Source organism: Rhodococcus sp. 05-339-2 (assembly GCF_002258965.1).
Taxonomy (GTDB): Bacteria; Actinomycetota; Actinomycetes; order Mycobacteriales; family Mycobacteriaceae; genus Rhodococcoides.
Genome location: NZ_NOYW01000018.1, coordinates 667646 through 693140, shown reverse-complemented (window position 1 = coordinate 693140; position 25495 = coordinate 667646). Strand labels below are relative to the sequence as shown.

Here is a 25495-nt window from a genome sequence, read left to right as displayed (position 1 = left end):
CCGGTTCAGGAGAAGTCGGGACGACGCTTCTCGACGAACGCGTCGACGCCTTCACGTCCGGCCGGTGACGCCGCAGCGACCGATATCGAGGCGGCTTCGGCGTCCAATTGTTCTGTCAGAGTTGCTGATTCGGAGCTTCCGAGTAGTCTCTTGATACCCTGGTACGCCGATGTCGGGCCGTTGGCGAGGGTTCGAGCGAGGCGCTCGGCCTCACTGTCGACGATGTCGTCGCCCACCAGCCGGCTGAGGATTCCGAGCCTAACGGCGTCCTCTCCGTTGATGATCGAGTCGCCCAGAAGTATGTCCATCGCGCGGCCCGAACCGACGATTCGGGGGAGTGTCCAGGACATTCCTCCGTCCGGGGTGAATCCGATGGAAGGGTACGCAGGGCGCAGTTTGGTCGACGGTCCGCCGATGGCGATATCGGTGAGACAGACCAGACTCATGCCTGCCCCGGCCGCCCAGCCGTGGACCCCGGCGACGACCGGGACGGTGACGGCGGCCAGTTCGCGGACGAATGCATGGAACGTGTCGGCGACCGAACCGACGAATGCGCCGCGGTCGTCGGCTCCGGCGAAATCGCGTACGTTTCCGCCTGCGCAGAAGTTGGGCCCGCGGCCGATGAGGAGCACACTTCCGATCGCGGTGGTACCGGCGTTGACGGATCGCAGTGCCGCCGTGCCGGCGTCGATCCCTTCGAGGTCGAGAGAGGCACCGCCCGCCTCGGTGGCGACGACGATGCGCAGCACGCCGTCCTCGATGCTGACCTTGCTGGGACCGTAGTCATCCGAATCACTCACGATCGGAATTCTAATGGACGTCCAAGTGTTCGAGTGCACCGACGACTGTGCCCCGCCTCCGAATACGGGGGCGGGGCACAGTTCTCGCACGCGAGGAACGCCGTGGAGGAAAACGAAGAGCGAGGCCGAAATCAGCCCCGGACCACCTTGCCTGCCTTCAAGCAGGAGGTGCACACGTTCATGCGCTTGGAGTTACCAGGCGCAACCTGAGCGTGAACGGTCTGGATATTCGGGTTCCAACGACGGTTGGTCCGTCGGTGCGAGTGCGAGACCGACTTACCGAAGCCGGGCCCCTTGGCGCATACGTCGCAGACGGCAGCCATAGTCGCGAACTCCTTGATAGATGTTGATCGATACATGTGGTCGAAGACATCGAAACGAACTACGAGCAGATGCAAGGATTGCAATGCGTGAAGATCGCCTCGAGGCAACCCTGCAAGAATAGCGGCGTCGCACGCAATCACCAAACCGCCACGGCAGACGCTCCGCGGGGCTCACGTCCGGCGCGCCGCCGATCATGCCCGACTAAGCTTCGGGCACTGTCCGCGAGGGAGTTCGGACGAGGTGAGGGACGTGACGCGGGGGGAGGCTGGCCGAGGTGGTCGACGTTCTCGAATCGATCGATGCCGCGGCCCTGCGTCGGTGGGCCTACCACTGCGTCGATTCCCTCACCGCACGGTGCGACGAGATCAATGCACTCAACGTGTTCCCCATCCCCGACTCGGACACCGGCACCAATCTCATGTTCACCTTCCGCGCCGCGGTGGAATCGATGCGCGCAGCCGGGCCCGCTGCGGACGCCCGCTCCATCGGGCGAGCGCTGGCAGTGGGGGCGGTCGCGGGGGCGCGGGGGAACTCGGGAGTGATCGTGTCCCAGCTGTTGCGCGCCGTCGCCGAGGCCGCAGCGGACGGCCCGCTGGACACGGTGTCGATGCAGGCGATGCTGCGTCGCGCCAGAGTCCTGGTCGCGGGCGCGGTCAGCGTTCCCGTCGAGGGCACGATGCTCACCGTTCTGGCCGCAGCCGATCGCGAAGCCTCGGCGCACGATGCCAATGTCAGCCTCGCCACGCTGGTGGTCGACATCGCCGAGGCCACTGCTCGAGCAGTCGACAGCACGACGGACCAACTCGCCGAACTCCGCGAGGCCGGTGTCGTGGACGCAGGAGCTCTCGGTCTCTCGGTGATCGTCGACGCGTTCGTGGAGGTGGTGATCGGCCGCACCCCGCCGCGCAGGCGATACCGTCGCCCACACGAGCACGAACGCCGGACGGGCGACGATGCGCCGAACCTCTCGTCGGACTGCGGCCGTGCACCCGTCGCGGTGTCGGAGTACGGATCGTCTCGCTCCCTCGGGTACGAGGTGGTCTACGTCGTGCACGGGCCGGACGACGCGGGGGCGGCCGAACTTCGCCGAGCACTGGCCGACATCGGAGACTCGGTCGTCGTCGCCGGTGACGGTTCCGGGGCCTGGTCCGCGCACGTACACACCACCGACCCCGGTGGTGCCGTCGACCGCGGCATCGCCGCCGGAGATGTTCGCGGAGTGCGTATCTCGTGTTTCGGTCCGGCCGAGTTCGCCGCAGTCGCGATCCCCGAAAGCCGCGACGCAGCGGTGCTGTCGGTCGGTCGCGATATTTTGGCGCTGGTGGCCGGTGACGGTGCCGCAGACCTCTACGTTCAGGAAGGTGCGACGGTGGTGCGGTGCGACGAGGCGATCGACTCCTCGGTGCTGCATCGCGCGATCGTCGGGATGAAGCATCGTGAGGTGTTGGTGTTGCCGAACGGCGCGTTGTCCGCGCAGGAACTCGTAGCGGTCGGCGCCGCTGCCCGAGCGGACGGCAAGGACGTGGTGATGTTGCCGTGTTCGGCGATGGTGCAGGGACTGGCCGCGCTCGCGGTGCACGATGCCGCCCGCGCCGCAGTCGACGACGCGTTCACGATGTCCGAGGCGGCGGCGGGCACGAGGTGGGGTTCTCTGCGTATCGCACAGGAGCGATCTCTGACGTGGGTCGGCACCTGCGAGCCGGGCGACTGCATCGGGCTGGCGGGGCAGGAGGTGGTGATCGTCGCCGCTCGTCCGCTCGATGCGGGGTGTCGGTTGCTCGATCAGCTCCTGGCCACGGGAGGGGAGCTGGTGACGGTGCTCGTCGGGGCCCAGGCGTCGGATGACTTCGGTGATCGGTTGGCCGAGTACGTGGCGGGCGCACATCCCGGAGTCGACGTGGTGGTCTATACAGGTGGACAGCCGGGGGATCTCGTGCAATTCGGAGTGGAATAGGGAATCTCGGACAATGGCAACGCTGGTGGATCGGCTCGATCACATCCTGGGAGCCGCGGCGGCGACGCCGCTGGCCGACGTCTTCGGAATTCACACTGTCGAGGACCTGCTGCGGCATTATCCGCACCGCTACATGACGCACGGTTCGGAGCTGGGGGAGAAGGAGCCGCCCGAGGGCGAGCACATCACCATCGTCGCAACGGTCGAGTCCGCGACGCTGCGTTCGATGAAGAACCGCAACGGTCAGTTCCTCGCCGTGACACTCGCCGCCGACGGGCAGCGGATCGACGCCACCTTCTTCAGTCCGCACAAGCTCAAGCACGTTCTGCTGCCCGGTCGTCGAGGAATGTTCTCGGGCAAGGTCAAGTACTTCGGCAAGCGGTGGAATCTCACGCACCCCAGCTACGTGATTCTCGGCGGAGACGGTAACGACGGTGCCGTCGTGCCTGCAGGTCGAATCGTCGGCGGTGGCACCCTGGCCGGACTCGCTCGCGGCTCGGTCGATTCCTCCGGTGCCGTGGACATGTCGGTGTTCGATCGCGCGTTCGTGCCCATCTACCCGGCCGCGAAGGACGTCGAGAGCTGGACCTTCATGCGCTGTGTCCGACAGGTGCTCGACCAACTGGACGACGTGGTCGATCCGTTGCCCGAGTCGGTTCGTGCGCAGCGCGGTCTCGTCGACATCGACACCGCGCTGCGGTCGGTCCATTTCCCGGATACCGCACAGGACAAGGACTCTGCGCGCAAGCGGCTGAAGTTCGACGAGGCGCTCGCCGTTCAGCTCGTCCTCGCCGACCGCCGACGCGACGCATCCACCCGCGTGGCTCCGCGATGCCCACCGATCACCGACGGTCTCGCCGCGGAGTTCGATCGGCGTCTGCCGTTCGAGTTGACGGCCGGCCAGCACCAGGTGGCAGCCGAGATCGCCCACGATCTGTCGGCACCGCATCCGATGTCGCGACTGTTGCAGGGTGAGGTCGGCTCGGGCAAGACGATCGTTGCACTGCGGGCGATGCTGCAGGTGATCGATGCCGGGCATCAGTGTGCGTTGCTGGCACCGACGGAGGTTCTCGCCTCCCAACACGCGCGCTCGATTCGGTCGATGCTCGGGAGCCTCGCGGCCGGCGGCGAACTCGGATCGCACGAGCTGGCGACCAAGGTCGCCTTGTTGACCGGTTCGATGTCCACTGCGGCCAAGCGATCCGCGCTGCTCGACGCCGTCACCGGTGATGCAGGCATCGTGATCGGCACCCACGCCCTGATCGAGGACCGCGTCGAATTCCTCGATCTCGCGATGGTCGTCGTCGACGAACAGCACAGGTTCGGCGTCGAGCAACGAGATGCGTTGCGCGCGAAAGCTCGCGACAACACCAGTCCGCACTTGCTCGTGATGACCGCAACCCCCATCCCGCGGACCATCGCGATGTCGACGTTGGGTGACCTCGAGACGTCGGTGCTCACCGAACTGCCCCGCGGCCGATCGCCCATCGTCAGCAACGTAGTGCCTGCCAGGAGCAAACCGGGCTGGGTGGATCGAGCGTGGCAGCGTATTCACGAGGAAGTGGCAGCCGGTCGCCAGGCCTACGTGGTGTGCTCCCGCATCGGCGACGACGAGGACGCGGAGACGGGGAAGAAGAGCGCTGCGAAGAAGAAGAGTGCGAGCGCGGAGGACGGCCCCGAGACCACGGCTGCGGTGGATCTGTACGAGACCCTCTCCACCGGACCGATGCACGATCTGCGCGTGGGTCTGCTGCACGGACGACTGTCGGGAGACGACAAGGACATCACCATGTCCGAGTTCAACTCCGGCGAGATCGACGTCCTGGTCTGCACCACGGTGGTCGAGGTGGGAGTGGACGTTCCCAACGCGACGGTCATGGTCATCATGGATGCGGACCGATTCGGCGTGAGCCAACTGCACCAGTTGCGAGGCCGAATCGGCCGAGGTGGGCATCAGGGCCTGTGCATCATGATCAGCTATCTCAGCCCCGCGGGCGGCTCGTTCGCCCGGCTCGAGGCGGTGGCAGCGACCAACGACGGTTTCGAGCTGGCCAAGCTGGATCTGGCCACTCGTCGCGAGGGCGACGTTCTCGGAGCTGCACAGTCGGGCACGGTCAGCGGGTTGCGGCTGCTCTCGTTCATCGACGACGAGGACATCATCGCGGACGCGCAGGACTGCGCCCGGTCCCTGTTCGCGCAGGACCCGTCGCTGGCGAACGATCCCGGCATCGCGTCGATGATGCGATCGGCTTGGCGATCGGATCGAGTCGATTACCTGCAGAAGTCCTGACGGGTGGGCAGGAGCGGTCGAGGGGTCGGTCGTTACCTACTGCACCGTTTCAGTGGAGAAAATCGAGCACATCGTCCCGCATGATGAGATCAGTACGCCTCGGTGGCCGACGCTGCCGGGTAAGTTGAGCCAATGTTCTCCAAAGTTTTGGTTGCCAACCGCGGCGAAATTGCCATCCGTGCCTTCCGCGCCTCCTACGAACTCGGGGCCTCGACCGTTGCGGTGTTCCCGTTCGAGGACAGGAACTCGGTACATCGGACGAAGGCCGACGAGGCGTACCAGATCGGGGAGAAGGGCCATCCCGTTCGCGCGTACCTCTCGGTCGACGAGATCGTCGCCGCTGCCAAGCGCAGCGGTGCGGACGCGGTGTACCCCGGATACGGATTCCTTTCCGAGAACCCGGATCTGGCCGCGGCGTGCGCCGAAGCAGGCATCACCTTCGTCGGCCCGTCCGCCGATGTTCTCGAACTGACCGGCAACAAGGCCCGCGCGATCGCGGCAGCCAAGGCGGCTGGACTTCCGGTACTGGCGTCGTCGGAACCGTCGTCCGATGTGGACGCGCTCGTCGCCGAGTCCGAGTCGATGACGTTCCCGCTGTTCGTCAAGGCCGTCGCGGGCGGTGGCGGCCGCGGTATGCGCCGAGTGGCCGAGCCCGAGCAGCTGCGCGAATCCATCGAAGCTGCTGCGCGCGAGGCGGAATCGGCCTTCGGTGATCCGACCGTGTTCCTCGAGCAAGCCGTGATCGATCCCCGGCACATCGAGGTTCAGATCCTGGCCGACGGCCAGGGCAACGTGGTGCACCTGTTCGAGCGAGACTGCAGCGTGCAGCGTCGGCATCAGAAGGTCATCGAGCTCGCTCCGGCTCCGAATCTGCCCGAGGGATTGCGGGAGAAGATCTGCGCCGACGCCGTCGCGTTCGCGAAGCAGATCGGCTATTCGTGTGCCGGTACCGTCGAGTTCCTGCTCGACACCCGCGGCAATCACGTCTTCATCGAGATGAACCCTCGAATTCAGGTGGAGCACACCGTCACCGAAGAGGTGACCGATGTGGATCTGGTGCAGTCCCAGCTGCGGATCGCCTCGGGAGAGACACTTGCCGATCTCGGTCTGCAGCAGGAGAACATCGTGCTGCGTGGTGCGGCCCTGCAGTGCCGCATCACCACCGAGGATCCGGCGAACGGATTCCGCCCGGATGTCGGACGCATCACCGCGTACCGGACGCCGGGCGGTGCCGGAGTGCGCCTCGACGGTGGTACCACTCTGGGTGCCGAGGTCGGTGCCTACTTCGACTCCATGCTCGTCAAGCTCACCTGCCGAGGCCGTGACTTCGACACCGCCGTGGCGCGTGCCCGACGAGCCCTGGCGGAGTTCAGGATTCGCGGTGTCGCCACGAATATCCCGTTCCTGCAAGCGGTTCTGGTCGATCCCGACTTCACCGCGGGCCGGGTCACCACCTCGTTCATCGAGGAGCGCCCCGAACTGCTCACCTCGCGCTCCTCGGGCGACCGCGGCACCAAGATTCTCGCGTACCTGGCCGACGTGACGGTGAACAAGCCGCACGGCGAGCGTCCGTCGTCGGTGTACCCGCACGACAAGCTGCCGCCGGTGGACTTCGCAGCCCCGATCCCGGACGGTTCGAGGCAGCGGCTGCTTGCGCTCGGACCCGAGGGGTTCGCTCGCGATCTGCGCAATCGAAAAGCCCTCGGCGTCACCGACACCACGTTCCGCGACGCGCATCAGTCGTTGCTGGCCACGCGCGTGAGGACGAGCGGACTGCTCGGAGTCGCTCCCTACGTCGCGCGCACCACGCCGCAGCTGCTCTCCATCGAGGCGTGGGGCGGTGCCACCTACGACGTGGCACTGCGATTCCTGCACGAGGATCCGTGGGAGAGATTGGCCAGCCTGCGAGAGGCCGTGCCGAACATCGCAATTCAGATGTTGCTGCGCGGCAGGAACACCGTCGGCTACACCCCGTACCCGGAGAAGGTGACCCGCAGCTTCGTCGCCGAGGCCACCGACACCGGCATCGACATCTTCCGCATCTTCGACGCGCTCAACAATGTCGATCAGATGCGTCCGGCCATCGATGCCGTGCGCGAGACCGGCACGGCGCTCGCCGAGGTGGCACTGAGCTACACGGGTGATCTGTCGAACCCCAACGAGAACCTCTACACCCTCGACTACTACCTGAAGTTGGCCGAGCAGATCGTCGACGCAGGCGCGCACGTGCTCGCCATCAAGGACATGGCAGGACTGCTTCGCGCACCCGCAGCCAGGACTCTGGTGACGGCACTGCGCTCGAACTTCGATCTGCCCGTTCACGTACACACCCACGACACACCCGGTGGTCAGCTCGCGACCTACCTCGCCGCATGGGAGGCCGGGGCCGACGCCGTCGACGGTGCCAGCGCCGCGATGGCAGGCACCACCAGCCAGCCTGCGTTGTCGGCGATCGTGGCGGCTGCCGCGCACACCGAGCGCGACACCGGTCTGAATCTGCAGGCCGTCTGTGACCTCGAGCCGTACTGGGAAGCCGTGCGAAAGGTGTACGCGCCGTTCGAGTCCGGTCTGCCGGCACCGACGGGTCGCGTGTACACCCACGAGATCCCCGGCGGACAGCTCTCGAACCTACGGCAGCAGGCCATCTCGCTCGGGCTCGGTGATCGGTTCGAGACCGTCGAGGCCAATTACGCTGCAGCCGACCGCATGTTGGGCCGTCTGACCAAGGTGACACCGAGCTCGAAGGTCGTCGGCGACCTGGCACTTGCTCTGGTCGGTGCAGGCGCGTCCGCCGAGGAATTCGCCGAGAATCCCGGTCGCTACGACATCCCCGATTCGGTGATCGGATTCCTGCGCGGCGATCTGGGTACGCCTGCGGGCGGATGGCCGGAACCGTTGCGGACGAAGGCGCTGGAGGGTCGTGGCGAGGGCAAGCCGGTGACACCGCTCACCGATGAGGACGAGAAGAACCTCGACGGCACCTCGGCTCAGCGCCGCGAGACTCTCAACCGTCTGTTGTTCCCCGGTCCCACAGCCGAACTCGCCGCTCACCGCGAGAAGTACGGCGATACGACGCGGCTGTCGGCCAATCAGTTCTTCTACGGCCTGCGGCAGGGCGAGGAGCATCGGGTGGCCCTGGAGAAGGGCGTCGAACTGCTGATCGGGCTCGAGGCGATCTCCGACCCCGACGAGCGCGGAATGCGCACCGTCATGTGCATCCTGAACGGACAGTTGCGTCCGGTCTCGGTGCGTGACCGGTCCATCTCGAGCGAGGCCCCCACGGTCGAGAAGGCGGATCGATCCAACTCCGGTCATATTCCGGCACCGTTCGCCGGTGTGGTGACGCTGTCGGTCGAGGAGGGGCAGAAGATCTCGGCCGGAGACACCGTCGCCACGATCGAGGCGATGAAGATGGAGGCCGCGATCACCGCTCCCCGCGGCGGCACCGTGACCCGGTTGGCGATCTCCGGTGTGCAGCAGGTGGAAGGCGGCGATCTGCTCGTCGTCATCGGTGGGGGGTCGACGGGCGAAGAGGCCGGCAGCGAATGACGCGGATCGTGGCGGGTGTCGCGGGTGGTCGACGATTGTCGGTTCCCGGCCAGGGCACCCGCCCCACCTCCGAGCGAGTTCGCGAAGCGCTGTTCAGCTCGCTGGAGAGTCGGATGGAACTCGACGGTGCCGCGGTGCTGGATCTGTTCGCGGGATCGGGAGCACTGGGGCTGGAGGCACTCTCGCGTGGAGCGTCGTCGGCGGTGTTGGTCGAGTCCGATGCCCGAGCGGCAGCGGTGGTGCGAAAGAACATCGAGTCGGTGGGGTTGCCCGGCGCTTCGGTCCGCTGCGCCCCGGTGGCCTCCGTGCTGGCCGGGGCAGCGGATGCCGAGTACGACCTGGTGTTGGCCGACCCGCCGTATGCCGTCACCGACACTGCCGTCGCCGGGCTGTTGGACAGGCTCGTCGTCGGGGGATGGCTCACACCCGATGCGGTCGTCGTCCTGGAGCGGTCGTCGCGTTCGCCGGAGACCCGATGGCCGACCGGACTGGTCCCGGAGAAGTCGAAGAAGTACGGCGAGAGTCGAATCGAGATCGCTGCACGTGCGTAGCGAGCGTGCACGGGATCGGCTGATAGGTTCGCGGGCATGACTGGCGCACTCTGCCCTGGATCCTTCGACCCGGTGACCAACGGTCACCTCGACATCTTCGAGCGGGCGGCCGCAGCCTTCGACGAGGTGGTGGTCACGGTGATGGTGAACAAGAGCAAGAAGGGAATGTTCAGCATCGACGAGCGGATCGAGATGCTCGAGGTCGCCACGGAGCATCTGCCGAACGTCAGGATCGGCTCGTGGTACGGATTGTTGGTCGATTACGCTCGGCAAGAAGGCTTTTCGGCGATCGTCAAAGGTCTGCGCAGTTCGGTCGATTTCGACTACGAGTTGCAGATGGCGCAGATGAATCGAACCCTCACCGGAGTGGACACGCTGTTCCTCCCGGCGAATCCAGCGCACAGCTTTCTGTCCAGTTCGCTGATCAAGGAAGTCGCGACCTTCGGAGGAGACGTCACCGGGATGCTGCCGCCCTTCGTTCAGGACCGCCTGACCGCCCGTATCGCCGAGCGAGCCGCAGAGTAGTTCGAAGAGCGACACACCGAGCCGGTATAGCGCAGACGTCCGCCTCGGCGGGCAGACTGAACAGCGCAGCACTGCGAGTGAAGACCGCGCAGTGGCAGATTCGACGATTGGGGTAACCGGTGTACCGCGTATTCGAGGCGCTCGACGAGCTCGTCGCCATTGTCGAGGAGGCGCGCGGCGTTCCGATGACTGCCGGGTGCGTCGTCCCTCGCGGCGATGTCCTGGAACTGCTCGACGACGTTCGGGACGCAATCCCCGGCGAGCTGGACGACGCCCAGGACGTACTGGACCATCGCGACAAGCTCGTCGGCGATGCCAGGGCCACCGCGGAGAAGACGGTCGGCACCGCCAACGCCGAGGCCCAGAACACGGTCGAGAACGCTCGGGATTCGGCCGATCGCATTCTCGCCGACGCCAAGGCGCAGGCAGATCGCATGGTGTCCGAGGCGTCGGCGCATGCCGACCAGCTCGTGGCCGATGCCGAGGCGGAGGCCGAGCGAACGGTGCTCGAAGGCCAGCGCGAGTACGAGGCTCTGACCGTTCGCGCCCGCACCGAGGCCGATCGGATGATCGAGTCCGGGACGGCGTCGTACGAGCGGTCCGTCGCAGACGGTACTGCCGAACAGAACCGTCTCGTGTCGGAGACCGAGGTCGTTCAGGCGGCCCACGCCGAGTCGGCTCGGGTGATCGACAGCGCTCACGCCGAATCGGACCGGATGCGCAGCGAGTGCGACGTCTACGTCGACACCAAGCTTGCAGAGTTCGAGGAGTTCCTCAGCGGCACCATTCGTTCGGTCGGACGTGGGCGTCAGCAGCTGCGAACCGGCTCGGGCGTGCCCGAGTACGGCAGTGAGCCGTACGGAGAATCCGCGTACGGGAGCCAGGAGCAGGGGCGTCGCAGCCGCCACTGATCGGCAGCGATTTGCCCTCGTATGCACGTATGCGTATCGTTGTGAGGTTGCTTACCGACAGTAGGCATACCGACAGTAAGGAAGAACAGACGTGCCCCCGCCCAAGAGAACGACCCGTCCGGAATTGGACGACGGATTCGTTCTGGACATTCTCAACCTCGGTCGTCGACCCGGGTCGACGAAGGCCATCGAGCGGACGGTTCCGGCTCCTTCCCGAATCGGCCTCGATGCCATAGCCATCGAAGCCGGTGTTCCGGTCTCGCTCGATCTGCAGTTGCAGGCGGTCTCGGAGGGCGTTCTCGTCACCGGCTCCGTACGAGCGGCCACGGCCGGGGAGTGCACTCGTTGCCTCGACCCGGTCGGTGGCAACGTCGACGTCTACTTGACGGAGCTGTTCGCGTACCCGAACAGCATCACCGAGGAGACAACCGATGCGGACGAGATTCACCGCATCGTCGACGACCTGATAGATCTCGAACCCGTCATTGTCGACGCGGTCGGTCTGGAGCTTCCACTCCACCCCGTGTGCAGCGACGAGTGCGAGGGATTGTGCCCAGAATGCGGCGTTCGCCTGGCGATTGCTGAATCCGGCCACAGTCACGATACAATTGATCCTCGCTGGGCTGGTCTTGCAGCCAAATTTGGCGTGGATCCAGAACCGAGCACAGAACTTGTGAACAACGAAGCCGAGGAGAAGTAAGTGGCTGTCCCGAAGCGCAAAATGTCGCGTTCCAACACGAGGTCGCGTCGTGCACAGTGGAAAACCACTGCGCCCACCCTCGTGACGTGCCCCAACCGCGGTTGCGGCGAGAAGACTCTGCCCCACATCGCGTGCCCCTCGTGCGGCACCTACAAGGGCCGCCAGGTCGTCGCAGCGGTCTGATTTCCGCTTACGTGACAAACGAAGTAGTGGACCGGCACAACAGCGGTTCACAGAAGAATAGCTCCACTGCCGCCGGCGGCGGGGACGACCGAGAGTCGCTCCTCGCCGCTATCGGTGTTTCCCTGTCGGAACCTCTGCTGACGTTGGCGCTGACGCACCGATCGTTCGCGTACGAACACGGTGGTCTGCCCACCAACGAGCGGCTCGAGTTCCTGGGAGATTCCGTCCTCGGTCTTGCGGTGACCGAGCACCTCTACGCGGTGCATCCCACCAAATCCGAAGGTCAGCTGGCCAAGATCAGGGCGAGCGTGGTCAACATGCACGCCTTGGCGGAAGTCGCGCGCGGTCTCGGTGACGGCGGACTGGGTCGCCATCTGCTGCTGGGTAAGGGCGAGGAACAGACCGGTGGGCGCGACAAGCCGAGCATCCTTGCCGACGGCATGGAGTCGTTGCTGGGTGCAATCCACCTCCAGCACGGCATCGACGTCGCCCGCACCGTCGTCCTGACGCTGTTCGCAGGCCTCCTCGATCGAGCTCCCAAGCTCGGTGCCGGGCTGGACTGGAAGACGAGCCTGCAGGAACTGACCGCCGAACGTGCACTCGGCGTTCCGGCGTACGAGATCTCGTCGACCGGACCCGACCACGACAAGGAATTCACCGCGACCGTGTTGGTCGGCGGATTCCCGCGCGGCGTCGGTATCGGTCGGTCGAAGAAGGAAGCCGAACAGAAAGCCGCCAGTCTGGCGTGGAACACGTTGTCGAACAACGACACCGCGATTCCCGGCGAGCCGGCAACCGACGAATCCTGATGCCGGAACTCCCCGAGGTCGAGGTCGTCCGGCTCGGTCTGGAATCTCACGTCGTCGGCAGGACGATGCAATCGGTGGAAGTGCTGCACCCTCGCGCCGTGCGGCGTCACGATCTCGGTGGCCTCGATCTGATCGGCCAGCTGCGCGGTCAGCGCGTCTCCTCGGCTCGGCGGCGCGGTAAATACCTGTGGCTGGTGATGGAACCCGGCGACTTCGCCACCGTCGTGCACCTGGGCATGAGCGGACAGATGCTGGTGCAGCCGCCATCCGCCCCGGACGAGAAGCACCTCCGGATCCGAGCACGACTCGACGACGGCGCCGATCTGCGCTTCGTCGATCAACGCACCTTCGGCGGCTGGGCGCTCGCCCCGATCGTCACCGTGGACGGCACGGAGTTACCCGAACCGGTCGCACACATCGCCCGTGATCCGATCGATCCACTGTTCGACGCCGAATCGGTGGTCGACGTGTTGCGCGGCAAGCACACCGAGATCAAGCGGGCACTGCTCGATCAAACGGTGCTCTCGGGCGTGGGCAACATCTATGCCGACGAGGCGCTGTGGCGCGCGAAGATCCACGGCAATCGAATCGCGGAGGCGCTGACGCGGCCGGCGCTGCGGCGCCTTCTGACCGCAGTGCACGCCGTCATGGGCGAGGCCCTCGCGCAGGGTGGAACCTCGTTCGACGCGTTGTACGTCAACGTCAACGGACAGTCCGGCTACTTCGATCGTTCCCTCGACGCCTACGGTCAGGAGGGTCTGCCGTGCTCGCGGTGCGGAACCCCGATCAGACGCGAGAAGTTCATGAACCGCAGCTCGTTCAGCTGCCCCACCTGCCAGCCGCGACCCCGACACCTGCGCAGCTGACAGCGCCCAGGTCATTCCGCGGGTTCGACTCCTGAACAGCCCGCCTAGTATTCCCGTCATGGCAGAACAGAGCACGCCGACCAACCTCTGGGTCGAGCGCACAGGCACCCGTCGCTACACCGGCCGCAGCTCCCGAGGAGCCGAAGTGCTCATCGGGTCGGAATCGGTGGAGGGCGTCTTCACCCCCGGCGAGCTGCTCAAGATCGCACTCGCCGCATGCACCGGCATGAGCTCGGACCTACCGCTCTCGCGGCGACTGGGCGACGACTACGCAGCCACCGTCGAGGTCTCCGGGGCCGCCGATCGCGAAAACGAGCTGTACCCGGAACTGAACGAGATTCTCCGAGTCGACCTCGGCGCGATGGACCCCGAGGCGCAGGAGCGTCTGCTCACCGTCGTCGAGCGCGCCATCGACAAGGTGTGCACCGTCGGGCGCACCCTGAAGGCGGGTACGAAGATCACCTTGGACATCGACGTGGACGCCTGATGAGAGCCGGGGCAGCCGTAATCGTCGCGGGTCTGATCCTCGGCACGGCGACCGCCCTGGCTCCCGCCGCCGAGGCGTCGAGCAGTTGCACTCCGTGGTCGGTGAGCACGGTGGCGTCGGGATTCGGGGTGCTCGAGAACCTCGAGTTCGACGGCCGCGGCTCGATGATCGTGTCCGAGACCTCTCTCATCGGACCCGGCGCGCTGCGTACCGTGGCCCCCAACGGCGCACGGGGCACACTCGTCGCCGACGTCCAGTCGCCTGGCGGACTGGTCCGCGACGCCGACACGCTGTACTTCACGACCGGAAACAGCGCTGCCGCAGGTCTTCTCGATACCCGAACCGGCACCGTCGACACGATCGATCTCGGCACGGGGGTTCGGTCGACGTACGCGTCGGGCCTGACGATGCCCAACGGGCTGGCGCGATCGGCGACCGGTGATCTGTTCACCACCCGCAACCTGGGTGGCCCCTCCGGCCTGATGCGCGTTGCGGTCGACGGTTCGGTGTCGACGGTGCGTACCGATCTGGGATCGGCCAACGGCATCGGAATCGGTAACGGAAAGATGTACGTGGCCAACACGTTCGATCTCGAGACCACGCTCACCGTGCTCGACGAGCAGAATCCGTCCGGACCGTCCGCGCGCATTCGCATCGACGGTGTCGGACCACTGGCGATGTCGGACGACCTGACCGTCGGCGACGACGGAACGGTCTATCTCGCACAGAATCTCGCCGGCAGGGTGGTCCGTATCGATCCGGAATCCGGCGCCTCCTGTGTGATAGCGACCGGCGTTCCGCTGACCTCGTCGGTCGCCTTCGGCGGCGTCGGATTCGACGAGAAAGCGTTGTACGCCACCAGTTTCGATGGAACTGTCAGGAAGCTCGAGCCCGGGTGGCAGGCATGAACGACGAACGGTTGACGGCGTGGGTGCACGGGCTCGTTCAGGGCGTCGGGTTTCGGTGGTGGACTCGCTCGCGCGCACTCGAACTCGGACTCGTCGGTCACGCGACCAATCACGCGGACGGACGAGTCCTGGTGATAGCGGAGGGCCCACGTGAGCATCTCGAGGCGCTCCTGGCCCTGCTCCGAGGTGATCGGACTCCGGGCAGGGTCACGCTCGTCGTGGAGAGTTGGGACACCGCCCGCGGAGATCTGACGGGATTCGTCGAACGCTGATCGTCCGTTGCGGGAGGCTCGGCGCACTTTCGGGCAGCGTGCCGGTAAAGTACGGACGCTATGTATCTCAAGAGTCTGACGCTGAAGGGCTTCAAGTCCTTTGCTTCGGCGACGACTCTTCGTTTCGAGCCCGGAATCACCTGTGTCGTCGGCCCCAACGGCTCCGGCAAATCCAATGTCGTCGATGCCCTGACCTGGGTGATGGGTGAACAGGGCGCCAAGGCGTTGCGCGGCGGGAAGATGGAAGACGTCATCTTCGCGGGCACGTCGGGTCGAGCCCCGCTCGGCCGCGCAGAGGTCACTCTGACGATCGACAATTCCGACGGCGCACTCCCGATCGACTACTCCGAGGTCTCGATCACCCGCCGTATGTTCCGTGACGGCGCGGGTGAGTACGAGATCAACGGCAGTTCGTGCCGATTGATGGACGTTCAGGAACTGCTGAGCGACTCCGGTATCGGTCGCGAGATGCACGTGATCGTCGGGCAGGGCCGGCTCGCCGCGATCCTGGAATCGCGGCCCGAGGACCGTCGAGCCTTCATCGAGGAAGCAGCCGGGGTGCTCAAGCACCGCAAGCGCAAGGAAAAGGCCGTTCGCAAGCTCGACGCGATGCAGGCCAACCTGGCGCGGTTGACCGACCTCACGACGGAATTGCGCCGCCAACTCAAGCCTCTCGGGAGGCAGGCCGAGGTCGCGCGTCGCGCGCAGACCGTCCAGGCCGACCTGCGCGACGCCCGACTGCGACTGGTGGCCGACGACCTGGTGGCCAGGCGCGAGGAATTCGCGAACCAGACCCAGGACGAGGAAGCGGCGCGTGAGCAGTACGCGATGGTGCAGGACGCCCTCGAAGCCGGCTCGGTGGCACTCGGCGAACACGAACAGGCCGTCGCCCGGCTGACCCCCAGCGCCGAGGCCGCCGGGCAGACGTGGTTCCGTCTGTCGGCCCTCGCCGAACGCGTCAACGCGACGGTTCGAATCGCCCACGAACGTGCTCGGCATCTCGACGCCGTGCAATCCACCGGTCGGGGACAGGACCCGGACGAGCTCGAAGCGCAGGCCGATCGAGTCGCCGAAGAAGAGATGGAACTCGTCGAGGCCGTCGAGATGGCACGCGAAACCCTCGAGGCGGCACGTGAGCAGCTGGCCGAGCGTGAAGCCGCCGCTGCGGCCGCCGAGCGTGCCCACCTCGCTGCCGTGCGCGCGGTGGCCGACCGCCGCGAGGGATTCGCGCGTCTGTCCGGCCGAGTCGATACCTTCCGAACCAAGGTCGAGTCGATCGACGCGGAGGTGGCGCGTTTGTCGGTGGCCATCGACGAGGCCCGCGAGCGCGGCGAATCGGCTCAGCGCGAATTCGAGAGTGTGCAGGATCAGATCGGCACCCTCGACGCGAGCGAACTGAGCCTCGACACGCACTACGAGCGAGCCGTCGCTGCGCTGCGACATGCCGACGCCCGAGTGACGGAGCTGCAGGCAGAAGAACGCATCGCGGGCAAGAAGGTGGCGTCGTTCGAGGCCAGGATCGAGGCGCTCACGATGGGCCTCGAACGCAAGGACGGTGCCGGGTGGCTGGTGGAGAATCAGCAGGACGGTCTGTCGGGTCTGCTCGCGGGCCATCTCACGGTCGAGCCGGGATACGAGATCGCGGTGGCAGTGGCCATGGGTCCGGCCGCCGATGCCGCACACGCCGAATCGTTCGATGCCGCGCGTGATGCCGTGCTGGCGCTGCGTGCGGCCGACGGTGGTCGCGCGTCCATCGTGCACGGCAATGTCGTTGCAGCGCAATCGGTTCCACGTCCGGACCTCCCGAACGGCGCTCGATGGGTGCTGGACCTGATCGAGTATCCGGACCGGCTGGCCGGGGCCATGGCGGCCCTGCTCGACGGTGTGGTCGCCGTCGACTCGCTCGACGCGGCCCACCGTCTGGTCTCCGATTCCGGTGAGCTGCGTGCGGTGACCAAGGACGGCGACGTCGTCGAAGCCGGTTGGGTCACCGGTGGCTCGGACCGTCGTCCGAGCACCCTCGAGGTTCAGTCGGCCATCGACACGTCGACGGTGGAGTTGGCCGCGGCCGTCCGCCGCGCGGAGGAGCTCGACGCGGCGTTGGCAGGCGCGTTGGAAGAACAACGGGATCGGCGCGAATCGGCCGAGCAAGCGCTCGCAGCACTCAACGAATCCGACGCCGCGATGGCCGCGGTGTACGAACAGTTGGGCCGATTGGGTCAACTGGCGCGTTCGGCTCACGCGGAGTCGGCGCGATTGACGACGCAGCGTAGCTCTGCCGAGGCCAGTCGAGAAGAAGCGATCGCGCGGCTGGCCGAGCTGGAAGAGAACCTGCGGACGGCAGAAGACGAGCAATCCGGTTTCGCGGGAGACGGCGAGAGCGGTGACGCTGCGACCACCATGGAACGGGAGATGGCGGCAGCGGCATTGACCGAAGTGCGTGCGGTAGAGGTCGAAGCTCGGTTGAACGTGCGGACCGCCGAAGAGCGCGCACAGTCCGTACGAGGCCGGGCGGATTCGCTTCGACGGGCGGCGCGAGCCGAGCGTGAGGCCAGGGCGCGAGCCGAGCGCGAGAGCGCAGCGCGTCGGCATGCGGCCGCAGTGGCGGCGGCGGTCGGGGAAGCGGGCGAAGAAGTCGCCGCGCGGTTGGCCACGGTCGTTGCGGCCGCTGCCCGTAGGCGCGACGAGCTGTCCGCCGAGCGTGCAACGCGCACAATCGAGCTCGACAAGGTCAAAGAGCAGGTCCGAGCCCTGCAGGGTCAGCTGGCGTCGATCACCGACGCCGTGCACCGGGACGAGGTCGCCCGTGCGCAGGCAGCGCTGCGGATCGAACAACTCGAGACGACGATTCTCGAACAGCACGGCATCGGCCTCGACGATCTGGTGGCCGAGTACGGGCCCGATGTTGCCCTGCCTCCCACCGAACTGGAGATGGCCGAGTACGAGGCGGCCAAGGAGCGGGGTGAGCAGGTGGTGGCACCTGCTCCAATGCCGTTCGACCGAGCCACCCAGGAGCAGCGCGCCAAACGCGCCGAGCGCGACCTCGCCACACTCGGCAAGGTGAACCCGCTCGCCCTCGAGGAGTTCGCGGCCCTCGAGGAGCGCTACAACTTCCTATCCACCCAGCTCGAGGACGTCAAGTCCGCCCGTAAGGATCTTCTCGGCGTCGTCGCCGACGTCGACGAACGGATCCTGCAGGTCTTCACCGAGGCCTGGCTCGACGTCGAACGAGAATTCACCGGGGTGTTCGCCAAGCTCTTCCCCGGCGGTGAAGGACGACTGATCCTGACCGACCCGTCGGACATGCTCACTACCGGCATCGAGGTCGAGGCCCGCCCGCCCGGCAAGAAGGTCAAGCGACTCTCGTTGCTCTCCGGTGGCGAGAAATCGCTGACCGCGGTGGCCATGCTGGTGGCCATCTTCCGCGCCCGACCGTCACCGTTCTACGTCATGGACGAGGTCGAGGCCGCACTGGACGACACCAACCTGCGTCGTCTGATCGGACTGTTCGAGCAGCTTCGCGAGAAGTCGCAGCTGATCGTGATCACGCACCAGAAACCGACGATGGAGGTGGCCGACGCGCTGTACGGCGTCAGCATGCGCGGCGACGGCATCACCACGGTCATCTCGCAGCGGTTGAACCGAGAACGCGTCGCGGTGCCCGCGGCCGAGTCGGACGCAGTGGAGCCGGACGCAGTGGAGCCGGACGCGGTGGAGCCGGACGCCCACGAGACGGACGCGGCATCCGTCGTCGCCGAACCCGACACCGTCTCCTGAGGTTCGTCCGCCGCAGCTACTGCTTCGGATACAGCTGCTCCGCGTAGGACGGTCCGTAGTACTCGCGTAGTTCCTCCACCGTCTCGGGAGCCTGCGGAATCAACGCCTTCGTCAGAGTGGCGACATCGGGGATGGCGTCGGCGTCCCACGTCTCGGGCTGCCACAACTTGGACCGCATGAACGCCTTCGCACAGTGGTGGAACACTTCCTCGATGTCGACGACCAGGCACAAGATCGGGCGATGACCCTCGACCCGAAGCTCGTCGAAGAACGGCGCGTCGGTGACCAGGGACGCGCGACCGTTGATGCGAAGGGTGTCGCCGCGGCCGGGGACGAAGAAGTTCAGGCCGACGAACGGGTTCTCGAGAATGTTGCGATAGCCGTCCATCCGGCGGTTGCCCGGCCGCTCGGCGAGAGCGATCGTGGCGTCGTCGAGGACGTGCACCAGACTGCCGGCCGGATCGCCCTTGGGTGAGACGTCGCATCTCCCGCTCGCGTCGGAGGTTCCGAGGAGGCAGAACGGTGAGGCAGCGAGCCACTGCACGTCGAGGGGGTGCAGCGTGCGTCGGTCCTTGTTCGCGGCTCGGAAGCTCGGCGTTCCGAACATCTCGGTCAGCTCGGCGGCGTCACGCACCGTGGTCCACTCCATGACCGTGAATGCTATCGACTCGAACTCCCGGGCGGGAAGCGCTTTTTCGCGGTCGGTGCACCACCGGTGACGAGCGGCCACGATCGCCTGAGAGGATGTTCCACGTGAGTAACCAAGCGTGGATCATCGTCGCGGCGATCGCTGCCGTCCTGCTCGTCGTCCTCGTCGTCGGGCTGGTGCTCTCCCGTCGTCGGAGAGTGTCCCTCAAGTCGGACGAGGCGGCGCGAATCGAGGACGCGGCCACCAAGGACAGATCCGGTGGCTACACCGCGGGCAGCGGTTTCTCGTTCAGTCAGGGAACGGCGACAGCCGAGCCCGTGATCCCGAAGGCCCCCAAGCCGGCCGAGCCGAAGCCGGTGGAGCCGCCGCCGGTGGTTCCCACCGCCGAACCGGTCGAATCGGAGACCGTCTGGATCGAGCCGGAAGTGCTCGAACCCGAGGCCCCGGCGACCGATGTCACCGTCGCCGAGCCTGTTGCGCCCGAGCCTCCGGGGGAAGACGCCGTTGCTCCTGCGCCTCGCCGGTTGGACACCATCGACCCGACCGAGGGCCGGCTCGATCGGCTCCGTGGCCGGCTCGCACGATCTCAGTCCGCGGTGGGCAAGAGCCTGCTGGGACTGCTCGGCGGCGGCGACCTGGACGAGGATTCGTGGGAAGAGGTCGAGGACACTCTGCTGATCGCCGATATCGGTTCGGCGACCACCGCGGAGATCATGCGGACGCTACGTGAGCAGATGGCGGCCCGCAGTATTCGCACCGAAGCCGATGCCAGGGCCCTGCTGCGCGAGATTCTCGTGGCGCAGTTGCACCCCGAGTTCGACCGGTCCATTCGTGCTCTGCCACACGACGGTGCCCCCGCGGTGTTGCTGGTGGTCGGAGTCAACGGCACCGGCAAGACCACCACCACGGGCAAACTCGCTCGGGTCCTGGTCGCGGACGGGCGGCGGGTGTTGCTCGGTGCCGCCGACACGTTCCGCGCTGCTGCGGCCGATCAGCTGCAGACCTGGGCCGAGCGAGTGGGTGCCGAGGTGGTTCGCGGCAAGGAGGCAGCGGATCCGGCTGCGGTCGCCTTCGACGCGGTGAGCAAAGGGATCGAGAACGGCGTCGATGTGGTTCTCATCGACACCGCGGGACGGTTGCACACCAAATCGGGTCTGATGGACGAACTGAGCAAGGTCAAGCGTGTCATCGAGAAGAGGGCCCACGTCGACGACGTTCTGCTCGTTCTCGACGCAACCGTGGGCCAGAACGGACTGACGCAGGCCCGTGTCTTCGCCGAGATCGTGAACATCACAGGTGTCGTGCTGACCAAGCTCGACGGAACCGCGAAGGGTGGCATCGTTTTTCAGGTGCAGCGTGAGCTCGGAGTGCCCGTCAAGCTCGTCGGTCTCGGGGAAGGTGCCGACGATCTGGCACCGTTCGAGCCCGGTGCGTTCGTGGACGCGCTGCTCGGCTGATCGACCCCGCAGGGTGGCCTGCGAAACGGGGAAAAAGCACAAACGCCAGCACGAAACCTTTTTGCAACAGAATCCGGTCATGCGTTCACATGCCCGAAACACCCGAGTGTCACGGATGAAACCTCGTGAAACCACTCTTCTTGCTTAACGGCGCGCCAACCGGTGTGCAGGAGAATGGAGGGTGTACGTGAGTCCCGAGGATATGTTGGCCAACTCCGGCAACGCCGCGTGGATGCTGATGGCAGCATCGCTGGTACTGCTGATGACGCCGGGCTTGGCGTTCTTCTACGGCGGTATGTCGCAGCAGAAGTCCGTGTTGAACATGATGATGATGTCGTTCGGAGCAATGGCCGTCGTCTCGATCATCTACTTCCTGTGGGGCTGGTCGATGTCCTACGGCACCCAGGACATCGGCGGAGTCTTCGCCAACCCGTTCGAGTTCTTCGGACTCAAGGATTCGATCACCGACGCGGACGGCAACTACATCGTCGGAGCATGGGGCTACGCCAACGTCATCGACGTGGCATTCCAGGTCACCTTCGCCATCATCACGGTCGCACTGATCAGCGGCTCGATCGCAGGCCGCGTCAAGTACGGCACCTGGCTCGCCTTCGCCGGTATCTGGGTCACCCTCGCGTACTTCCCGCTCGCACACATGGTCTGGGGCGGCGGACTGCTCTCCGGATCCGAGAACGGTCTTGCGGCAATGATCTTCGGCACCACCGACGACGGTGAAGGCGGACTCGTCGCCAACGTCGCTCCGATCGACTTCGCCGGTGGCACCGTCGTGCACATCAACGCCGGTATCGCCGGTCTGATTCTGGCGATCATCATCGGCAAGCGCGCCGGCTTCGGCAAGGTCGCCTACCGCCCGCACAACCTTCCGTTCGTGATGCTCGGCGCAGCTCTGCTGTGGTTCGGCTGGTTCGGATTCAACGCCGGTTCCGCCTTCGCGGCCGACGGAATCGCCGGTGTGGCCTGGGTCAACACCACCGCAGCCACGGCAGCCGCCATCGTGGGCTGGCTCATCACCGAGCGCATCCGCGACGGACACGCCACCAGCCTCGGCGCCGCCTCGGGCATCGTTGCAGGTCTGGTCGCGATCACCCCGGCCGCAGGCGCACTCACGCCGGTCGGAGCCATGATCCTCGGTGTCATCGCCGGTGTGCTCTCCGCACTGGCCGTCGGCCTGAAGTTCAAGTTCGGTTACGACGACTCGCTCGACGTCGTGGGCGTTCACCTCGTCGCAGGCCTGTGGGGAACCATCGGAATCGGCTTCCTCGGATCCGAGACCGGCCTGTTCTACGGCGGCGACTACAAGCAGCTCGTCGTGCAGATCGTCATCGCACTGTTCGCGCTGATCTTCACCGCCATCGTCACCGCGGTCATCGCGTTCGCGCTCAAGCCTCTCGGCTGGCGTGTGACGGATGAGGAGGAGGCGAACGGCATCGACGAGGCCGAGCACGCCGAGACTGCATATGATTTCGCCTGACAAGGTAGAGATAGACGTGAACGCTGCACCGTACGACAACGGGCACTCGAGGTCTTGTGAAGGGAAGCAAAAATGAAGCTGATCACGGCAATCGTCAAACCGTTCACCCTGGAGGACGTCAAGACGGGGCTGGAGCAGGCCGGCGTACTCGGAATGACAGTCAGTGAAGTTCAGGGTTACGGCCGCCAGAAGGGCCACACCGAGGTGTACCGAGGTGCCGAGTACTCGGTGGACTTCGTCCCGAAGGTCCGCGTCGAGGTAGTCGTCGACGACGCCGCAGTGGAGAAGGTCGTCGAGGTCATCGTCGAGGCTGCACGCACCGGCAAGATCGGTGACGGCAAGGTCTGGGTTTCCCCGGTCGACTCGGTCATCCGAGTCCGCACCGGAGAACGTGGCGCTGATGCACTCTGACCCCAAAGGGTCTCGGGCCGTGGGCCCCGGTTCTGGCGCGAAAGCGTCAGGATCGGGGCCTTCGGTCTCCACGGGCTCCGCATCGAAGGGCACGAGCGATGCTGCAGCAGATCTCGCTCGGGCCAGAAAACAACTACTCGACGGCGGAACACGCAATCGTCGACTCGATGCACCCTCGCTCCGGCAGGCTCTGGTCGATCTCCACGAGTTCTGGCTGACCACCAAAGGTGCCGAGCTCGGGATCAAACCGGACTCCGGCTTCGCGATCGTCGCTGTCGGCGGTCTTGCTCGTCGTGAACTGCTGCCCTATTCGGATCTGGACCTGATCCTGCTGCACGACGATCTCGAACCACGCATCGTCTCCGATGTCGCCGACAAGCTGTGGTACCCACTGTGGGACGCGCACATCAAGCTCGATCACAGTGTGCGCACGGTGCCGCAGGCTCTGCAGGTCGCTGCAGCAGACATGACGGCATCCCTCGGAATGCTCGAGGCGCGTCACATCGCCGGCGACGTCGAATTGAGCAATCTTCTCATCGGCGGCGTACGTCGCCAGTGGCGCAACGGTATTCGAGGGCGTTTCGACGAGCTGATCGAGCAGACCCGCGGACGGTGGTCGCGCAGCGGTGAGATCGCACACCGCGCCGAACCCGATCTCAAGAGCGGCCGCGGGGGACTGCGTGACGTCCAGTTGCTCGACGCCCTCTCCATCGCACAGTTGACCGACGGTATGCCCGGGCTCGGACCCGAATCACCGGGTGGCGGTTTGGCGTTCGCGCACGGACGCCTGTTGGACGTGCGCACCGAACTGCACCGCGTCGCCGGTCGAGCACGGGATCAACTGCGCGCGCAGGACGCCGACGAGATAGGTGCCGCGCTGCGCATCGGGGATCGCTTCGATCTCGCGCGCGTGCTGAGCGATTCGGCTCGGACCATCAGCTATTCGGTGGACGTCGGGTTGCGAACCGCAGGCAATTCGTTACCGCGACGGGGTCTTTCGAGACTGCGTCGAGTCCCGGTCAGACGCCCGCTGGACGAGGGAGTCGTCGAACACGGCGGCGAGGTCGTTCTCGCCCGCGACGCTCGACCGAACAAGGATCCCGGCCTGATCATGCGAGTCGCAGCGGCGTCGGCCCAGACCGGAATGCCGATGTCCGCCTCGACCCTGAACCGGCTGTCCGACAGTGCCCCCGAGCTTCGGGAACCCTGGCCCAAGGAAGCACTCAACGATCTGCTCGTGTTGCTCGGATCGGGTCGCAAGGCGATCGCGGCGATCGAGGCGTTGGATCGAACCGGACTGTGGGGCAGGCTCATTCCGGAGTGGGGCGCGGTACGCGACCTACCGCCGCGAGATGCGGTGCACACGTGGACGGTCGATCGACATCTGGTCGAAACCGCAGCCTACGCAAGCGCATTGACCACCCGTGTTGCGCGTCCTGACCTGTTGGTGCTCGGCGCACTGATCCACGACATCGGCAAGGGACGCGGCGGCGATCACAGTGTCGTCGGCGCAGATCTGGCCATCCAGATCGGCAACAGGCTCGGCCTGTGGCCTTCCGACGTGGCACTGCTGACGGCGATGGTGCGATACCACCTACTGCTGCCGGAAACCGCCACCAGACGCGACCTCGACGACCCCGCAACCGTGCAAACCGTCGTCGACGCGCTCGGTGCCGACACGATTCTGCTCGAGCTGCTTCACGCACTGGCAGAAGCGGATTCGCTCGCCACCGGCCCCGGGGTGTGGGGTGACTGGAAGGCCTCGCTCATCCGTGAGCTCGTGCGTCGCTGCAGATTGGTGATGGCGGGGGAGAGTCTGCCCTCACCGGATCCACTCGACCCGGCGCACATCGAACTCGCCGCGCGGGGAGGCGTCCACGTCGACATCGCGCCGACCGACGGGCTGCACACCTTCGTCGTCACCGTCATCGCCCCCGACACGCCCGGGCTGCTGTCCGATGCCGCGGGAGTCCTCGCACTGCACTCGCTGCGCGTGCTCTCGGCCTCTCTCGGAAGTCACGAGGGATCGGCGATCAACTCGTTCGATGTCGCGCCGCTCTTCGGATCCCCGCCGCAGGCCGGTCTGCTGCGGCAGGAGATCATCCGCGCTCAGGCCGGCGAACTCGACCTCGTCGCCGTGCTCGACGCCAAGGAACGCGACGCAAGAGCCGACACCGTCGAGGACGACGCAGAGGATTCGGCCGTCCCGGTTCTCTACGCTCAAGCTCCGCCTCGGGTGCTCTGGTTCGACGACAACGAACCAGGTCAGGTGGTACTCGAGCTACGAGCTGAGGACCGGCTCGGTCTGCTCTGCCGGTTGGCCAGCGCGATCGAACAGCAGGGATCCGACATCCGGTGGGCACGCGTGTCGACCCTGGGCAGCTCGGTGGTCGACTCGTTCTGCATCGACCTGGCGGGAGCAGACAGCAGGGCGGTGCGCGAGGACCTCGAGCGAGCGATCCTCGCGGTCGTACCCGCCCCCGAACCGCCCAAGCCTCCGGAAAAGCCGGAAGGCACCTGACCGCGGGTCGGAATGCGACAGCAGACCGACTCGCGGTGGTGACTTCTCACGAACTTCCG

General features: G+C 66.1%; 21 protein-coding genes. 18 read left to right on the top strand and 3 right to left on the bottom strand.

The genetic code is table 11. The annotated features are described in order from the left end of the window. Positions 1–5: 5 nt before the first annotated feature. Both CH273_RS20955 and rpmB read right to left on the bottom strand, forming a co-directional pair. Complete coding sequence (locus CH273_RS20955) at positions 6–800, bottom strand: enoyl-CoA hydratase/isomerase family protein (RefSeq protein WP_032397776.1); 795 nt, start codon at positions 798–800, stop codon at positions 6–8. Between the two features lie 131 nt (positions 801–931). Then, a complete protein-coding gene (gene rpmB, locus CH273_RS20950; protein ID WP_008717389.1) occupies positions 932–1123 on the bottom strand; it encodes a 50S ribosomal protein L28 in 192 nt (63 codons plus the stop codon). A 275-nt stretch (positions 1124–1398) separates the two neighbouring features. On the opposite strand from rpmB, the gene CH273_RS20945 reads away from it, so the two are divergent. From CH273_RS20945 to smc, 14 genes are all read left to right on the top strand, one after another. Continuing rightward, positions 1399–3078 (top strand): DAK2 domain-containing protein, encoded by a 1680-nt coding sequence (locus CH273_RS20945; RefSeq protein ID WP_082322652.1) that lies wholly within the window; start codon positions 1399–1401, stop codon positions 3076–3078. A gap of 13 nt (positions 3079–3091) precedes the next feature. Beyond that, a complete protein-coding gene (gene recG, locus CH273_RS20940) occupies positions 3092–5368 on the top strand; it encodes an ATP-dependent DNA helicase RecG (RefSeq protein ID WP_032397778.1) in 2277 nt (758 codons plus the stop codon). 132 nt (positions 5369–5500) lie between these two features. Next, positions 5501–8917 (top strand): pyruvate carboxylase, encoded by a 3417-nt coding sequence (locus CH273_RS20935; RefSeq protein ID WP_032397779.1) that lies wholly within the window; start codon positions 5501–5503, stop codon positions 8915–8917. Further along, positions 8914–9468 carry a 16S rRNA (guanine(966)-N(2))-methyltransferase RsmD gene (gene rsmD / locus CH273_RS20930; protein WP_032397780.1) on the top strand — a complete coding sequence of 185 codons (555 nt, stop codon included), beginning with the start codon at positions 8914–8916 and terminating at the stop codon, positions 9466–9468. Before CH273_RS20935 ends, rsmD begins: the two co-directional genes overlap by 4 nt. Positions 9469–9504: 36 nt before the next feature. Next, on the top strand, positions 9505–9993 hold the full coding sequence (gene coaD / locus CH273_RS20925; RefSeq protein WP_032397781.1) for a pantetheine-phosphate adenylyltransferase: 489 nt from the start codon (positions 9505–9507) through the stop codon (positions 9991–9993). A 119-nt stretch (positions 9994–10112) separates the two neighbouring features. After that, positions 10113–10904, top strand: a complete 792-nt coding sequence (locus CH273_RS20920; RefSeq protein ID WP_032397782.1) for a DivIVA domain-containing protein — start codon at positions 10113–10115, stop codon at positions 10902–10904. Between the two features lie 91 nt (positions 10905–10995). Next, entirely contained in the window at positions 10996–11604 is a 609-nt protein-coding gene (locus CH273_RS20915) for a YceD family protein (protein ID WP_032397783.1), read from the top strand. Continuing rightward, positions 11605–11787 carry a 50S ribosomal protein L32 gene (rpmF, locus tag CH273_RS20910; protein WP_032397784.1) on the top strand — a complete coding sequence of 61 codons (183 nt, stop codon included), beginning with the start codon at positions 11605–11607 and terminating at the stop codon, positions 11785–11787. A gap of 26 nt (positions 11788–11813) precedes the next feature. Continuing rightward, the gene (gene rnc / locus CH273_RS20905; protein ID WP_032397785.1) at positions 11814–12596 is read left to right on the top strand and encodes a ribonuclease III; all 783 of its coding nucleotides are present in this window, start codon (positions 11814–11816) and stop codon (positions 12594–12596) included. Continuing rightward, complete coding sequence (gene mutM, locus CH273_RS20900) at positions 12596–13462, top strand: bifunctional DNA-formamidopyrimidine glycosylase/DNA-(apurinic or apyrimidinic site) lyase (RefSeq protein WP_032397786.1); 867 nt, start codon at positions 12596–12598, stop codon at positions 13460–13462. The genes rnc and mutM overlap by 1 nt, the downstream gene beginning before the upstream one ends. 58 nt (positions 13463–13520) lie before the next feature. Next, positions 13521–13949, top strand: a complete 429-nt coding sequence (locus CH273_RS20895) for an OsmC family protein (protein ID WP_032397787.1) — start codon at positions 13521–13523, stop codon at positions 13947–13949. Beyond that, positions 13949–14857 (top strand): SMP-30/gluconolactonase/LRE family protein, encoded by a 909-nt coding sequence (locus tag CH273_RS20890; RefSeq protein ID WP_032397788.1) that lies wholly within the window; start codon positions 13949–13951, stop codon positions 14855–14857. Before CH273_RS20895 ends, CH273_RS20890 begins: the two co-directional genes overlap by 1 nt. Next, complete coding sequence (locus CH273_RS20885) at positions 14854–15129, top strand: acylphosphatase (RefSeq protein WP_032398347.1); 276 nt, start codon at positions 14854–14856, stop codon at positions 15127–15129. Before CH273_RS20890 ends, CH273_RS20885 begins: the two co-directional genes overlap by 4 nt. Before the next feature lie 60 nt (positions 15130–15189). Then, a complete protein-coding gene (gene smc / locus CH273_RS20880) occupies positions 15190–18906 on the top strand; it encodes a chromosome segregation protein SMC (RefSeq protein WP_052050291.1) in 3717 nt (1238 codons plus the stop codon). A gap of 16 nt (positions 18907–18922) precedes the next feature. Here smc and CH273_RS20875 read toward each other — a convergent pair whose 3' ends face one another. Continuing rightward, on the bottom strand, positions 18923–19555 hold the full coding sequence (locus tag CH273_RS20875) for an MSMEG_1061 family FMN-dependent PPOX-type flavoprotein (protein ID WP_032397789.1): 633 nt from the start codon (positions 19553–19555) through the stop codon (positions 18923–18925). A 104-nt stretch (positions 19556–19659) separates the two neighbouring features. On the opposite strand from CH273_RS20875, the gene ftsY reads away from it, so the two are divergent. From ftsY to CH273_RS20855, 4 genes are all read left to right on the top strand, one after another. Further along, complete coding sequence (ftsY, locus tag CH273_RS20870; protein WP_032398349.1) at positions 19660–21012, top strand: signal recognition particle-docking protein FtsY; 1353 nt, start codon at positions 19660–19662, stop codon at positions 21010–21012. A gap of 202 nt (positions 21013–21214) precedes the next feature. Further along, a complete protein-coding gene (locus tag CH273_RS20865) occupies positions 21215–22504 on the top strand; it encodes an ammonium transporter (RefSeq protein WP_176459326.1) in 1290 nt (429 codons plus the stop codon). 72 nt (positions 22505–22576) lie between these two features. Next, entirely contained in the window at positions 22577–22915 is a 339-nt protein-coding gene (locus tag CH273_RS20860) for a P-II family nitrogen regulator (protein WP_019664269.1), read from the top strand. Further along, the gene (locus tag CH273_RS20855; RefSeq protein WP_032398350.1) at positions 22905–25436 is read left to right on the top strand and encodes a [protein-PII] uridylyltransferase; all 2532 of its coding nucleotides are present in this window, start codon (positions 22905–22907) and stop codon (positions 25434–25436) included. The genes CH273_RS20860 and CH273_RS20855 overlap by 11 nt, the downstream gene beginning before the upstream one ends. Positions 25437–25495 lie beyond the last annotated feature (59 nt).